The organism is Psychrobacter sp. CX10 (genome assembly GCF_057621575.2).
Genome location: NZ_CM177736.1, coordinates 561,543 through 576,554 on the forward strand (window position 1 = coordinate 561,543; position 15,012 = coordinate 576,554).

13 protein-coding genes are annotated in these 15,012 nt (G+C 39.2%); 5 read left to right on the forward strand and 8 right to left on the reverse strand.

Features of this window, described 5'->3' with window-relative positions:
* Positions 1–12 precede the first annotated feature (12 nt).
* The 8 genes from AC21OH_RS02300 to mrdA all read right to left on the reverse strand — a co-directional run bounded on the left by AC21OH_RS02300 (position 13) and on the right by mrdA (position 7,704).
* Complete coding sequence (locus AC21OH_RS02300; protein ID WP_487370608.1) at positions 13–633, reverse strand: glutathione S-transferase N-terminal domain-containing protein; 621 nt, start codon at positions 631–633, stop codon at positions 13–15.
* Between the two features lie 459 nt (positions 634–1,092).
* Positions 1,093–1,812, reverse strand: coding sequence for a cytochrome c1 (locus tag AC21OH_RS02305; protein ID WP_487370607.1), 720 nt, complete (start codon positions 1,810–1,812; stop codon positions 1,093–1,095).
* Entirely contained in the window at positions 1,812–3,017 is a 1,206-nt protein-coding gene (locus AC21OH_RS02310; protein WP_486535967.1) for a cytochrome b, read from the reverse strand. Before AC21OH_RS02310 ends, AC21OH_RS02305 begins: the two co-directional genes overlap by 1 nt.
* A 23-nt stretch (positions 3,018–3,040) precedes the next feature.
* Positions 3,041–3,625: a ubiquinol-cytochrome c reductase iron-sulfur subunit gene (petA, locus tag AC21OH_RS02315; RefSeq protein WP_487370606.1), complete on the reverse strand. Its 585-nt coding sequence runs from the start codon at positions 3,623–3,625 to the stop codon at positions 3,041–3,043.
* Positions 3,626–3,932: 307 nt separating this feature from the next.
* Positions 3,933–4,319, reverse strand: coding sequence for a 30S ribosomal protein S9 (rpsI, locus tag AC21OH_RS02320; protein ID WP_486535914.1), 387 nt, complete (start codon positions 4,317–4,319; stop codon positions 3,933–3,935).
* Between the two features lie 21 nt (positions 4,320–4,340).
* Positions 4,341–4,769 carry a 50S ribosomal protein L13 gene (gene rplM / locus AC21OH_RS02325; RefSeq protein WP_486535913.1) on the reverse strand — a complete coding sequence of 143 codons (429 nt, stop codon included), beginning with the start codon at positions 4,767–4,769 and terminating at the stop codon, positions 4,341–4,343.
* A 196-nt stretch (positions 4,770–4,965) separates the two neighbouring features.
* Positions 4,966–5,616, reverse strand: a complete 651-nt coding sequence (gene rsmD / locus AC21OH_RS02330) for a 16S rRNA (guanine(966)-N(2))-methyltransferase RsmD (RefSeq protein ID WP_487370605.1) — start codon at positions 5,614–5,616, stop codon at positions 4,966–4,968.
* Positions 5,617–5,730: 114 nt separating this feature from the next.
* On the reverse strand, positions 5,731–7,704 hold the full coding sequence (mrdA, locus tag AC21OH_RS02335) for a penicillin-binding protein 2 (protein ID WP_487370604.1): 1,974 nt from the start codon (positions 7,702–7,704) through the stop codon (positions 5,731–5,733).
* A gap of 449 nt (positions 7,705–8,153) precedes the next feature.
* Here mrdA and AC21OH_RS02340 point away from each other — a divergent pair, with 449 nt between their 5' ends.
* From AC21OH_RS02340 to ccmI, 5 genes are all read left to right on the forward strand, one after another.
* Positions 8,154–9,482, forward strand: coding sequence for a DUF445 domain-containing protein (locus tag AC21OH_RS02340; protein WP_487370603.1), 1,329 nt, complete (start codon positions 8,154–8,156; stop codon positions 9,480–9,482).
* A 286-nt stretch (positions 9,483–9,768) separates the two neighbouring features.
* Positions 9,769–11,721: a heme lyase CcmF/NrfE family subunit gene (locus AC21OH_RS02345; protein ID WP_487370602.1), complete on the forward strand. Its 1,953-nt coding sequence runs from the start codon at positions 9,769–9,771 to the stop codon at positions 11,719–11,721.
* Positions 11,722–11,965: 244 nt separating this feature from the next.
* Positions 11,966–12,586, forward strand: coding sequence for a DsbE family thiol:disulfide interchange protein (locus AC21OH_RS02350; RefSeq protein WP_487370601.1), 621 nt, complete (start codon positions 11,966–11,968; stop codon positions 12,584–12,586).
* A 35-nt stretch (positions 12,587–12,621) separates the two neighbouring features.
* Positions 12,622–13,209: a cytochrome c-type biogenesis protein gene (locus AC21OH_RS02355; RefSeq protein WP_487370635.1), complete on the forward strand. Its 588-nt coding sequence runs from the start codon at positions 12,622–12,624 to the stop codon at positions 13,207–13,209.
* Between the two features lie 67 nt (positions 13,210–13,276).
* Entirely contained in the window at positions 13,277–14,734 is a 1,458-nt protein-coding gene (gene ccmI, locus AC21OH_RS02360) for a c-type cytochrome biogenesis protein CcmI (protein WP_487370600.1), read from the forward strand.
* Positions 14,735–15,012 lie beyond the last annotated feature (278 nt).

The following is a 15,012-nucleotide window of genomic DNA, read 5'->3' on the forward strand; positions in this document are numbered from 1 at the left end:
TGGGTTCTAAATTCAGTCTAAATCTAAAGTTTTAATAAAACTATCGCGTTCAAATATACGCTGCTGATAATCTATCAGTGGTCGAATTAAATGAACAGGTAATTGTATGTCCATTTCATCCAATTTGTATAGCATAACCCCAAGTAGTACATCACACCAGCCAAACTCATTCGACATGAAATAAGAATGTTGGCTAAAAACAGGAGAGAGAGTAACTAAAGCATCTGATAACTTCTGACGCGCTATATCTGCTTTGGATTCATTAATACTGTCTTTATGCGTCAACAAAATACGGCCAAGCTTTAACCAATCATTTTGAATGCGCCATGCCAATTGTCTTTGAATCGCTTTTTGTTTTGGCGTATCAGGAAGTAACTTATGACCATGATAGCGATCTTCAAGATATTCAAAAATAACATTTAGTTCATATAAACTAAAATCACGATGAGTTAAAACTGGCAAAGTATTATAAGGGTTTAGCTGTCTTAAATCTTCAGGACGTTCGCTATCAAGTAATGACAAATAGTAACTAATTTGCTTTTCAGCCAATAAAAATCGTACAACGTGGCTATTGTAGCCATCATCAGCATACAAGATAAGTTGACTATCGGGAATATCATTTGAATCGATCATATAAAACTTAACGCCATGAATAGACTAGCATCGTAACTAAACTAAACACGTTAATCAATAGGGGAATAGATACCAAGGTCTAAGAACCTTATATGATATTATTATCATTGAAAATATAGCTTGATTAATTAAATCCAAACTAAAATCTTAGTTTGATATATTAATGTCATAACTGAGACTTAAATATAGTCTGTTAACTACTTAATGGTAACATCGTGAATTAATAGTAACAGCGTGAACCTCGCTAAGCCTACACAAGTAAAACTGGCACTCGGTTGCCTTGTAAACAATTTAGACTTGTTGGACTATAATATAAATAGATTTGTTTGAGGATATTTAACTAAGCGAATTAAAACCAAAAAAGAGACGATAATCATATCGTCTCTTTTTTAATTATTTATAGAGTAAATTAAGTATAAATTACCTTATAAATTCAAGTTATTATTATTAATGACAAGATTACTTAACATCTTTCCAGAACTCTTTATTGAGTAAGTAAACTGGTATTAGCAATACCAACAAGAAAAGTATCACAAAGTATCCATAACGCTTGCGATCTTCACGTACTGGTTCTGCCATCCATGCCATAAAGTTCACTAAATCTCCAACACGATTACGGTATTCTTCTTCACCGAGTTCATTTTGCAAATTCAATAAAACATGAGGCATAGCGGCATTTTTTAAGACCAAGTTATTAGCGCCCCAAGGACGGCTAGGATCTTCATAAAAACTTAAAAGATACGTATATACCCAGTCATCACCTCTTAAACGTGTCTCTAAAGACAGATCTGGTGGTGGTGCACCAAACCAAGACGCTTGAACTTCTGGATCAATACCATTTTCAATATGATCACCGATTTGATCTGTGGTCACCATTAGGTATTTTTCAACAAGTTCGGGTGGTATTTCTAGATCTTGTGCAATACGGGAATGACGAACGTATTTCGCTGAATGGCAGCCAACACAATAGTTCATAAACATCGTGGCACCACTTTGAAGTGACCCTTTATTGTTAAAATCAATCGGAGCACTACTACAGGCTAAATGTTCGGTTTCACCCTCTGCATTGGTGAACGTTCCGCATCCACCACCGCCCGCTGCTTGCGCAGAAGTAGTCGAAGCTAGCGATAAAGCAACACCAAATCCGAAGCCGATTAATGATTTTTTTAAAGCACTCATTAGTGACCTCCAGTAACACGTTCAGGTGGCTGCTTACACGTCTCAATAGATGTATAGATAGGCATCAATAAGAAATATAAGAAGTACAGTATAGTAAAGATACGGCCTAGGATAGTATTAACTGGTGTAGCAGGGGCAACACCTAAATAACCTAGAACAATAAAGCTAACGACAAAGATACCTAAAGCGATTTTTGATAATATACCTTTGTATCTAATAGATCTAACTGGAGAACGATCTAACCAAGGCAATAAGAATAACATTGCAATAGCACCACCCATACCTATAACACCACCGAGCTTATCAGGAATAGCACGTAAGATTGCATAGAAAGGCGTGTAGTACCATACAGGTGCGATATGCTCTGGAGTTTTAAGCGCATTAGCAACTTCAAAGTTAGGTTTCTCTAAGAAGAAACCACCACCTTCAGGGAAGAAGAACACAACTGCAAAGAAGATAATGAAGAAGACCACAATACCAACCATGTCATGAACGGTATAGTATGGATGGAAAGGAACACCATCTAAAGGTACACCATTTTTATCTTTTAGCTTTTTAATATCAATACCATCTGGGTTATTAGAACCAACATGGTGAAGTGCAACTAAGTGAATAAATACTAAGCCCACCAATACAAGTGGAATTGCCACAACATGTAAAGCGAAGAATCTATTCAATGTGATTCCAGATATTAGGTAATCACCACGAACCCATTCAGCCAGGCCATCACCAATAACAGGAATGGCAGCAGGTAAGTTAAGAATAACCTGAGCACCCCAGAATGACATATTACCCCATGGTAATAGATATCCGAAGAAACCTTCAGCCATCAAGCACAGATAAATACCCATACCAATTAACCAAATTAGCTCACGTGGTTTCTTATATGAACCGTATAACATACCACGGAACATATGCAGATAAACTACCACAAAGAATGCGGATGCACCCGTGGAATGCATATAACGAATCAACCAGCCGCCTTTTACATCACGCATGATGTATTCGACAGAAGCAAAAGCACCTTCAGCACTTGGATTAAACATCATTGTAAGCCAAATACCAGTAACTAACTGGTTGACTAAAACAATCATAGATAACACGCCAAAGAAATACCAGAAGTTAAAGTTTTTTGGCGCATAGTACTTAGACATATGATATTCATATGTTTCAGTAGCGGGGAATCGGGCGTCAACCCAGCCCATGACTTTCTTTCCTATACTCATAGTTACGACTCCCCAACAGTTAAGATAGGACCACTAATACTGTAATCAGGAATAGGTAGATTGGTAGGTGCAGGAACACCGCTATAAACTCGGCCCGCGAGATCATATTTAGAACCATGGCATGGGCAGAAGAATCCCCCATACCAACTGTCTCCACCCAAATCAGCAGCACCTACTTCTGGTCGATAGTTAGGTGCGCATCCTAAGTGAGTGCATACACCTTCAACGACCAAAATCTCAGGTTCGCGTGAGCGAATTTTATTCTGCGCGTATTCAGGTTGTATAGACTCTGTAGAATCAGGATCACTTAGAAAAGGGACTACCTCATCCAAGGTATCTACCATCTCTGCAGTACGCTTAACTACAAATATAGGTTTACCACGATATTTAACCACGATCATTTGGCCATCTTCGATAGCGCTGATATCTTGAGTAATAGCAGCGCCTGCAGCTTCTGCCTTAGCACTGGGGTACCAAGATCTAACAAATGGTGTGGCCACCGAAGCAACCCCTACTGCACCGATAGCTGCAGTAGAAGCGATAAGAACTCTACGGCGTTTTATATTGACGCCTTCGGCATGGCTCATTAACAACTTCCTCCAGATAAAAGTCATGAAATAACGAATAAGATAAACATCGCTATTTCAAACTGGTATGTATCATTCAAACTTAGTGAGACTATATAACTAGATTGTCTATTATTATCTCTAATATATAGTATACATAGTCTGCTTTACTAAATACTGAATAATTTTGGCTTTGCCTAATATTACTAATTGTGTCTATTCTAAGCTATTTTAGTAATAAAATAAATTCGCTTCTGCAAAAATAAAAAAACCCTTGAGTCAACAAGGGTTTTTTATTAGATAAGCCGATAATAGCTCAAACAACAGATTAACGTTTCGAGAATTGAGGACGCTTACGTGCTTTACGTAGGCCCAATTTCTTACGTTCAACTTGACGTGAATCACGAGTAACGAAGCCAGCTTCTTTAAGGGCAGGCTTTAAGGTTTCGTCAGATTCAATCAATGCACGAGTAATACCATGACGAATAGCACCGGCTTGACCATTAATACCACCACCTTTAACCGTAGCGTAAATGTCATAGCTTTCACCTGCATCTAGTAATTCTAGAGGCTGACGAACAACCATACGTGATGTTTCACGACCAAAGTATTCATCTAGTGGTTTGCCGTTGATAACTATATTGCCCGTACCTTTTGATAAAAATACACGAGCTGTTGAGGTTTTACGACGACCTGTTCCGTAATTGCGTTCCATAATTTGCTCCTGATTATGCGATTAAATGTCTAGTTCTTGAGGCTGCTGTGCGGCATGAGGATGCTCAGTGCCCGCATATAGCTTCAACTTCTTGATAGTGGCATAACCAAGAGGACCTTTAGGCAACATGCCTTTTACAGCTTTTAAAAGAACATCTTCAGGCTTATGAGCAATCAACTTATTAAAGTTGGTCTCTTTAATGCCGCCAGGGTATCCGCTGTGACGATAATACTTTTTGTCTTGAGCTTTTTTACCAGTAACTGTTATTTTGTCTGCATTAATAACAACGATATAATCGCCAGTATCAACGTGAGGGGTAAATGAGGGCTTATGCTTACCGCGCAGACGAGCTGCGATTTGGGTAGCAAGACGGCCTAATGTTTTACCTTCAGCATCAACGATATACCAGTCGTGAGTTACTTCAGCAGGCTTTGCACTTAATGTTTTCATGATTTGACCTTGAGTTGTCGTGTGAAATAGCTTTCTATATAAATACAGGTAGGCTATCCCACCTTAGTTGAGAGTGTTGGGGGAAACGGGGCTCTCAAAAAACAGACGCACATTGTATGCATTACTGAATGAAAATGCAACCCAATACCGTTAAATACTAAGGCTTTTTGAAGATATATTTAACCGCAGTATGAAATTATATTTCTAATTGAATCAAACTTGCATATATTTGACCCACTTTGGTGGTCTTTAATACCTGATAACTTCTATCTAAGAGTGCTAATGTCTCATCTAAAGGGCGTCTATCTTCTATATATAATAATGACTCAGAATGTACGAGATTTTTTTGTAGTAATGTGGTTAACATAGGCACCCATAGGTCAAGATCGTAGGGAGGGTCTATAAACACTACATCGAATACCATGTTATGAACTGCTTGGTTAGAAACGGCTATGTTAGTAATGCCGTCACAAGTAGAGCCAGACAACCTTGGTAAAATGGATATGGCATCTCCAATCATTACCGTGAATTTATTAGTATTAATATTTAGCTTTTCTGCCGTATGCTTAATAAGGTTTGCTTGCTGTGCTTTTAGCTCAATGAAAGTGACATGACCAGCCCCTCTCGATAAAGCTTCAAGTCCTAATACACCACTTCCTGCACAGGCATCCAAAACAGTAGCCTCGTGAAGATCAAACTGTATCCAATTAAATAGGGTTTCTCTTAACCGGTCAGGACTAGGCCTTAATCCAGGGGCATTAATAAAAGGTATCCATTGTCTTTTAAACTGACCGCCGATAATGCGCACCTGACTGACGCCGCCAGACTTCTTTTTGGATTTGGACATGAGGTTCTCAAGATTATTACCATGTAAGACAAATTATATAAATACTATTTGCTTTCAATATATTAATTATTGTTTAACTATTTTTGCTCTTTAACTATATCTGTTCAACAGACCCTAATTACCAGTACTCTCTATTTGTTCACCAAGCTCACTTTGATTTTCTTCTGCTTCTCGCTGCGCTTCAAGTTTTGCTTTATCAAGTGCTTTTTGAGCTTTTATTTCGGCAAGCTCATCAGCTGTCGGTGGTAAAATAGGATTATTTTCACGCCGCAATACCCAATAATCGAATAAAGCACGCCCAATAGGTGCCGCCGTTTTACTACCGCCACCCCCATTTTCTACCAATATAGAGAGGGCGATACTTGGTTTTTCAACGGGTGCAAACCCAGTAAACCAAGCATGATCCCAGTGACGCTTATCGAGCTCATTCTTATTGTAACTTTTACCTTGAGCAATCGACTTAACTTGTGCGGTTCCTGTTTTTCCTGCAATACGATATTTGGGCGTATAAATTCGTCGACCCGTACCACGTTTAATGGTTTGTTCCATCGCGTTTTGCATTTTAAGCCAGTCTGAATTTGAGCCATTAAACTCTATGACACCCGTTGGTTTATCAATGGGATGAACCTCAGCAGCACCCTCGGATCGCTTTAGCATATGAGGCGTTAAAATTTTGCCTGAATTGGCGGTCATTGCAGTTGCATTAGCCACCTGAAGAGGAGTCGCTAAAAAATAACCTTGACCGATACTAACAGAAATAGTTTCGCCTGGAAGCCACGCTTTGCCATACGTCTCTTCTTTCCATTTAGGAGAGGGCATTATTCCAGATTTCTCATGCGGTAAATCAATGCCAGTTTTGGATCCAAAGCCAAACTTTATCATCCAATCATGAAGGCGCTGAATCCCAAGTTTATAAGATAACTTATAATAATAGGTATCGACTGACATAACGATAGACTTGGTTAAGTTGACAGTACCATGCCCCCCACGCTTCCAATCTCGAAAGCGGTGACTGTCACCAGGTAAGGTAAAATAGCCTGGATCATAAATTGTATCGTTCCAGCCCATCGCACCGTAATGTATGGCAGATAGCCCTTCAAAGGGCTTGATAGTAGAGGCAGGAGGGTACATGCCTTGGAGCGCACGATTATAAAGAGGCTGATCGGGATCATCACGCAGCGCTCCATAGTCGTCAAATGAAATTCCCGATATGAAGGGATTTGGATCAAAACTTGGGTTACTAACAAACGCTAGAACATCGCCATTTTGAGGGTCAATGGCTACAATAGCACCGCGGCGGCCATCAAGCTGTTCTTGAGCTACCTTTTGTAAACCATAGTCTAAGCTTAAATATATATCGTTACCGGGCACTGGCGGGGTGCTTTCAAGCTTGCGAATAATCTCACCATGCACATCAGTTTCGACAGCTTGATAACCTGGTCGACCTAAGAGTAATTCTTCATAATACTTTTCGATACCAATTTTACCGATCAGATCTGTACCTGCGTAAAGGTCTTTATCGATCTCTTTGGTCTCTTTATCATTGATACGCCCCACATAGCCAATAACATGCGCAAACAGCTCATCATAAGGATAATAACGAGTCAGTTTACTTTGAATATTCACACCTTTGAAAAACGGCTTACGCTCACTAAACTGCGCCATCTGAGTTTCATTTATATCAATTTTTACCGCCACTGGGTCATTTTTTTTGTTTTTACTAATACGCGCTAAAATATCCAGAATATCTTCTTGGCTAAGATCAAATATGGGGGCAAGTAGGTTTAGCGTACGCTCAGGATCTTTGACCTCATCGGGACTCAGCATTACCGTAAAAACGGGCTTGTTGTCAGCTAGTAAGTGCCCATTTCTATCATAAATGTAACCACGAGAGGGGGGGTCGGAGATTAACTTAACGCGATTATTATCTGCCTGAGTGGTATATTTCTCGTAAGAATGTACTTGCAAATACCAATAGCGAACCATTAGACCTATAAGACCTAAAGCTATAAATAAGGCAGCAAAAATGATTCGATTCAAAAATACTCGATTTTCTTGGCGAGTATCGGTTGCTATGGGTTTATTCATGAAGGTTTTTACTTTACAGACTTAGATAAGATAAAAAGGGGAGCGTTGGATTATTAGACATCAAATTTATTTGATATTAATTAAATTTTTATCAAACACATACTTTGCAGATTAAAAATAAATTATATCACATCGTCTAATCCTTATAAGAGATTCTTAATCTTATAAGAGTTTTAACTAATAATAGGTGGCTATGCAAATTTATAAGAATCTGCATAGAAGACACAGTAATTAATCTATAGAACTGATTGGCTTATATTTATTGCTTATAAATTGTTGCAGTTTAGGTCTATATAGCGCTATTATCCCTGTTTACAAGGATAAGTAATCGGTTAATCAGTTAAGCACTAATGAATGTGGTAAAATCGGCGCTTAAAATTCAAAATAAACATGGAAATAGATTTTTACTTTAGTTAAAAGTCTAAGTATTTATAAGTGATGTATCAAACATGCTATCTTCTATCTGGCAAGTTCTAAATTCTAACCCTGAATTCTTTGCAATGCTGACGATTCCTTTTGTGACAGCATTTGTGACGTGGGCGCATGTTTGGATGGCATTAAAAATGCTATTTTACCCCATCAAATTTTGGGGTATAAAAATACCAAATTTGCCTTATGGATGGCAAGGCATTGGCTGGCAAGGTATCGTACCGCGTAAGGCGGGCAAAATCTCGGGCGTTATTGTTGATCAAACCTTATCAAAACTCGGTTCATTAGATGAGTTCTTTAATGCTATGGAACCTGAGGAGATGGCCGATTTCATCGCTAAAAGTGTTGATGCAAATTTGGATCAACTCATCGATGAGATAATGATGGAGCGTTCATCAGCATTATGGAGCAATATGCCCTATGCGGTTAAAAGACGTATTTACACACACGCGCATGAGCAGTTACCCACCATAATGAAGAACCTAGTTGTTGACATGACTTATAATGTCGAAGAGCTGGTTGATATGCGCAAAATGATCGTACGCACTATGGAAAACGACCGCCGATTAATGGTCAATATGTTTTTAAAAGTGGGTCAAAAAGAAATCAATTTCATCTGGCATATCAGTGCTTTAATTGGTTTTATGTTTGGTATTGTGCAAATGTTTATTTATGTTTTGGTGCCACAGCACTGGACGGTGCCATTTTTTGCGGCGGTGTGGGGGTTTTTAACGAACTGGATTGCTATTTGGATGGTGTTTAACCCCATTGAGCCAAAGCCTGTAAAATATTTAAAACTATTTAAACGTATCAAAGGCTTCCCATATATCATGCCAGTCTTGCCTCACATAGATACCTATTATTGGCAAGGCGGTTTTATGAAGCGTCAGCCTGAAGTGTCTGAGGTGTTCGCAGAGATTGTGGTTAGAGATTTGGTGACGCTAGAAAATATCATGAATGAGATGATGTATGGCGAAAGGTCTGCTCAGACCAGAGATCTCATGAAGAGTCACTTATACGAGTTATTAGAGTCGCCAGTAGTCAACACGGCATTACGTATAGGTTTAGGACGTCGTGAGCTGGGTCAACTTAAAAATACGATTATTGATAAATCTATTGATGCAACAATGATTCCAATAAGAGACCCTGGCTTAAATGAAAGCCGTGCCAGCAAAATATATGGCATGTTCTGCGAGCGTATTAAGGCCTTATCTTCTCATGAGTTCCAAAACTTGCTGCGTCCAGCTTTCAGAGAGGATGAAACTACCTTAATCATTTTAGGCGGGGTTACAGGCTTTTTGGCAGGTTGGCTACATCTTATATTGGTCTTCTTCCCAGTAAGCGGTTAAAATATCATAAAATTTGGGGTGTCTTTGCTCATCGACTTTAAGTAAAGGCATTTTTTAATCAAAGGCACTGGTTATTCAAATCAATTTCAAGACAAAGCCATTTTACAACATTTATTTTAAGTAGATAGCGCTTCAACACATGGACTTTAAGAGTCGTTAGAAGTATTGTGTCCTGCCAAAGTAGAAATCCATTAAATATATACGTCTATATCAGTAAAGGCTTTAGTTTTAATAACTGTAATTCAAAACTATTGATAGATACACAGCGTAATTAGGGCGAGAGAATATGTTAATCACTGAGTTAGGTTATTTTGCGTTAGTTGCGGCCATGGTGCTGTCATTATTGCAAGTAGTGTTACCGACATTTGGTATCCTGCGTTATCAACCTCATTTACAGCGTTTGGCGCCAAGTTTGGCATGGGCTCAATTTGTGGCTATATTTACCTCATTTTTAACGCTCATGGCTGGATTTTACTATAATGATTTCAGCTTAGTGTATGTTGCTCAACATTCCAATTCACTTTTGCCTTGGTATTATAAACTCTCTGCCACATGGGGCGGTCATGAAGGCTCACTGCTGCTTTGGGTTACTATATTGGGTGCGTGGACAGCGTTGGTTGCATGGTTTAGTCGCGGCTTACCATTAAATATGCGCGCAAGAGTGCTCGTCATATTGGGTGCTGTTCAGATCATGATGCTGCTGATGTTAATTTTCACCTCCTCACCGTTTGATCGCACCTTACCTAATATTCCAGTAGATGGCGCTGACTTAAACCCACTGCTTCAAGATCCAGGTCTCATCTTTCATCCACCCATGCTATATATGGGCTATGTGGGTATGGCAGTACCTTTTGCTTTTTGTATGGCTGCTTTATGGGCTGGTCGTTTAGATGCGGTTTGGACACGCTGGTCTCGCCCTTGGGCATTGGCTGCTTGGGGGTTTTTGACTTTAGGTATCGCGCTAGGCTCTTGGTGGGCCTATTATGAACTTGGCTGGGGCGGTTGGTGGTTTTGGGACCCTGTGGAAAACGCGTCATTGATGCCTTGGCTTGCTTGTACTGCTTTAATTCATTCGCTAGCCGTTACTGAAAAACGCGGTGTCTTTAAAGCATGGACCATCATGTTGGCTATTTTTGCTTTTGCTCTAAGCTTATTGGGAACTTTCTTGGTACGTTCAGGGGTGATTACTTCTGTCCACTCTTTTGCCGCTGATCCGACGCGTGGTCTAGCTATTTTGGCTATTTTAGGTATTGTCATCGGCGCAGGACTAATCGCATTTGCGGTACGTGGATGGAAGCTGACTGTCGAAAGCCATTACGAGTTGTTGTCGCGTGAGACCCTATTAGTTATTAATAATATTATTATTCTAGTTGCAACTTTAGTGGTGTTACTTGGGACGCTCTATCCAATTATTGCTGATTCATTTAATCTCGGTCAGGTATCAGTTGGGCCTCCTTACTTTAATGCGTTATTTGTACCTTTGACATGGCTTTTATTATTAGCCATGGGTATGGGGTCAAATATACGCTGGAAGCGTGAAAAACGCCCTTTAATGGGTATTGGTTTAACGATATTAGTGAGTAGTGCGCTTTTGGCAGGCATACTAACTTATCTATTTACGCACAGCTTAAATCTGCAAATTTTAATAACGGCGCTATTGTGTATCTGGGTTTTAGGTTGGTCTTTAAATGATATTAAAGACAAAACTCGTAATGCGTCTTCATTTTTGAATGGTTTAAAACGTTTGAAACTAAGCTATTGGGGAATGCAGGTCGCTCATATTGGGGTTTTGATTCTGGCACTAGGCATTGGAGTCACCAGTGCGATGAGCGTTGAAAGAGATGTTGCTATGACCGTGGGTGATCAAGAGGAGGTTAGCAACTATAGTTTCTCACTTGTTAATTTTGAAAACGTTCGAGCCAAAAATTATGATGCTACTCAAGCTGAAATTAGAGTTGAAAAAGACAATAAATATGTGACTACTTTATATCCACAAAAGCGTAATTACGTCGTTAGCCGTATGCCGATGACAGAAGCGGGTATTAACACTACTTTATTAAGAGATTTATATGTGGCATTAGGTGAACCAATAAATCCGAAAGATCCCAATAGCAAATGGGCCGTACGTATTTATGTTAAGCCAATGGTGTCGTGGTTATGGTTAGGCGCCTTAGTAATGGCTTTAGGTAGCGTGCTAAGTATGCTAGATCGACGTTATCGTCTTAAGAGAAGGTCTTAAAAGTTAAAGATCCAAAGTCATCTTAAGTTAAAATGCAAGTGAAGTTATAGATTTGGAAGACTTAATAAAAAGACTTGATAGTTCGGATGGCTTAAGGTTGATATTAACATAATTTTTTATAATCGTTTTGCCAATAAAGCATTATATCCTGCTTATTATGATATTAATTTCATATGCTTAATGTTCTTTATTAAACCATTTAGACGATCTTTCACCATTAAAATGAGCATTTAGAGAGTTTAAAATGTCAGATCCAGTCATGAAAAAGTCACAGATGAAAGTTTGGTTCTTAATCCCTTTTATCGTATTTGTCGGATTAATCGTTATGCTGTTTGCCAAGCTAGGTAAGCCTACTGATGTTGTCATCGATAATGCAATAAATAGACCAGTACCAGAATTTAACTTACCGTTATTATCAGATCCATCAACTATGGTGACGAACAGTGATTTGCCCCAATCACCTTATCTTATAAACGTGTGGGGATCATGGTGCCCAACTTGTATTGTAGAACATCCTTTTTTGATGGAACTGCGTAATCGTCAAGTACCTATGGTCGGTGTTAATTACAAAGATGAATTAGAAGATGCTCGAGGTTACATCAGCCGTGGCGGAGACCCTTTTCTATTTAGCTTTAGAGATTATTCTGGAAGTTTTGCGATAGATTTAGGTCTAACAGGTGCGCCTGAAAGCTTTATCGTTGATACTCAAGGAAATATACGTCAGCACATTGTTGGGGAAATTCATGAGCAAAATTGGCAAGCGCGTATAAAGCCATGTATGGAATTGTTGAGTGAATTAGGTAATGAAAATCTTGATTTAAGTACGCCAGAGGTTACGGCACAGATTGCTGAGGTGTGTAAATGAGTATACAAACCAACGATTTTGTTACTAAATTTCGAATGAATGCCTTTAAACTAATCAGTGTGATTGTTATTACTATCAGTATGTTCGGCTGGAGTAGTTTTGCTAGTGCTGCCATTGAAGTCTATGAGTTTGACAGTCCGCGTCAAGAAGCGCAATACAAAGCATTGATAGAAGAGTTTCGTTGTCCAAAGTGTCAAAATCAAAATCTAGCGGGCTCAGATTCACAGATATCTCAAGATTTAAAGCGAAAAACCTATGAGATGGTTATGGCGGGTCAAACGGATGCGCAAATACGTGAGTATATGTATGAGCGTTATGGGGATTTTATTAGTTACAAGCCGCCTGTAAGACCTTCAACGTGGATCTTATGGTATTTTCCGCCCATATTTTTAGTGTTGATCGTGTTTTGGTGGTTTTGGCGCACAAGAAAGACGCATAATAGCAGCAGACAAATGGCTAGAATGGCTAGGGAGTCGAATTTAAATGCAGAATCGTCCGATACGCTTGAGTCTAATTTGTCAGAAGATGAAGCGTCTAGATTAAATGAGCTATTAAAAAAGCATAACGAGCCGCATAGTAAATCTTCATATACTGTAGATAGTTCAGATGATTCAAATTCCTGATAAATTCTATTAAATATTGTTATATAAATCATTTATTAATATCTGTTTCAACTTTAAGGAGTAAAACATGCCAACGTTAGTGATTTTTATCGCGCTGGCAATCATACTAGCAATCTTATTAGCCGTAATAGTATTGATTCCATGGTTGAGAGCAGATAAATCTGTACAGAACGATAAGCTTATTACGCTCAATGTTGAAGTCTTTAAAGAGCGCTTAAAAGAATTAAAATCGGATTACGATGCTGGTGGCATGAGCGCAGAAGAGTTTAAGGTACAAAAAACAGAACTTGAACGCCAACTTATTTTAGCCAGCGATGACCAGATTTCAAAACCAACGAGTGGTGATGAGGCTAAAGAGGTCATCACAGAAGCTGATAAGCAGACGCGCAAAAGCGTTGTCTCTCAACAGGAACGTACCTTTACTAAAAGCCCTAAGGCACGTTTAACAATATTACTATGTATACCTTTATTAATGATTCTCGCTTATATAGTCTCTTCGAATAGAACGCCAGTTATGGAACTGTGGAGTGCGCAAGATAAGTTAGGCCAAGTTGCTGATGACCTATTAACGGGTATAATTGATAGTCCACCCGAATGGGCCGTTGATGATAATGTAGGTTTATTCGGTGCAATACAAACCAATGTCCATCATCATGCTCATGATGCTATGCGCTGGTTACGTTTGTCAGATGTTTATTTAGCTTTTGAGGCTGAAGAACAAGCGATGGAAGCCCTTGCTCGAGCCTATCGGTTAAGCCCTGAAGATGAAGACATCGCAGTGAGATTTGCTCAGACACAGTTTTTTACGAGCGGTGGTATGCTAGGTCCAGACGGCCGCAAAGCACTTGATAGCGTTTTAAGAACCAATCCATATCATCAAGGCGCTCAAATGCTCATAGCTATGGCCGAAGCTCGTGAAGGCAACTTTGATCAAGCTCAGCAATGGATTGATAAGTTACGTATTGGCATCGAAGCAAGAGAGGGCGATCATAGCGATGCGCTGCAAAGCTTAGATAAATTAAGTAATAGTATTGCCGCTCAGAAGCGAGCAAGTATTAATGCAGAGTCATCTTCTGACCCTATACATTCAAATGCTTTAAATCAGCAAGCTCAGTCTAATTCGCAAGCTCCAACAGATGCGCAAGCTAGCGGAGTTGATATCACTGTATTATTAAACCCAAGCTTGTATCCGCTAGTAGAGCCTAATGACGTGCTATATGTTACGATTAGAGAAGCCAGCGGCGGTGCACCTATTGCGGTCAAACGGTTACCAGCGGCAGATATTACACGAGCCGAAGATGGCTATATATTACAATTGTCTGATAGTGATGCAATGATGCCCTCACGCACGTTATCTGCAGCAATTGACCAGAACGCAGACCTAGTAGTGACAGCTCGTATAAGTAAATCAGGACAGGCAATTACAGAAGCGGGCGATTTAGCGGCTGATAATATTCCGTTAGCATATGATGGTTCAAATACACTACCTAAAGTAGCAATCGAGATAAATCAGCAAGTACCTTAAGCTGATTAAGAGAGTTGGACTGCTAAATTTACCTAGTTTAATTAGAAAGGTATAATTGAACAGATATGCAACGAAATATTTGACCACTAAGTGTCAGTTATATTGCATTAAATGAATTAAATAGCTTGAGCTTTATTAAAGTGCAGGGTATGGTATTTGTTCATTATATTTAGCGGCTCTTAATACAGTCAAAGGAATCTAAAATGGTGACAAGGCTACCGAGTGCAAGTACTACTATATTAGGCTTAACAAGGTTAACCCCGTAACCATTTAGTATT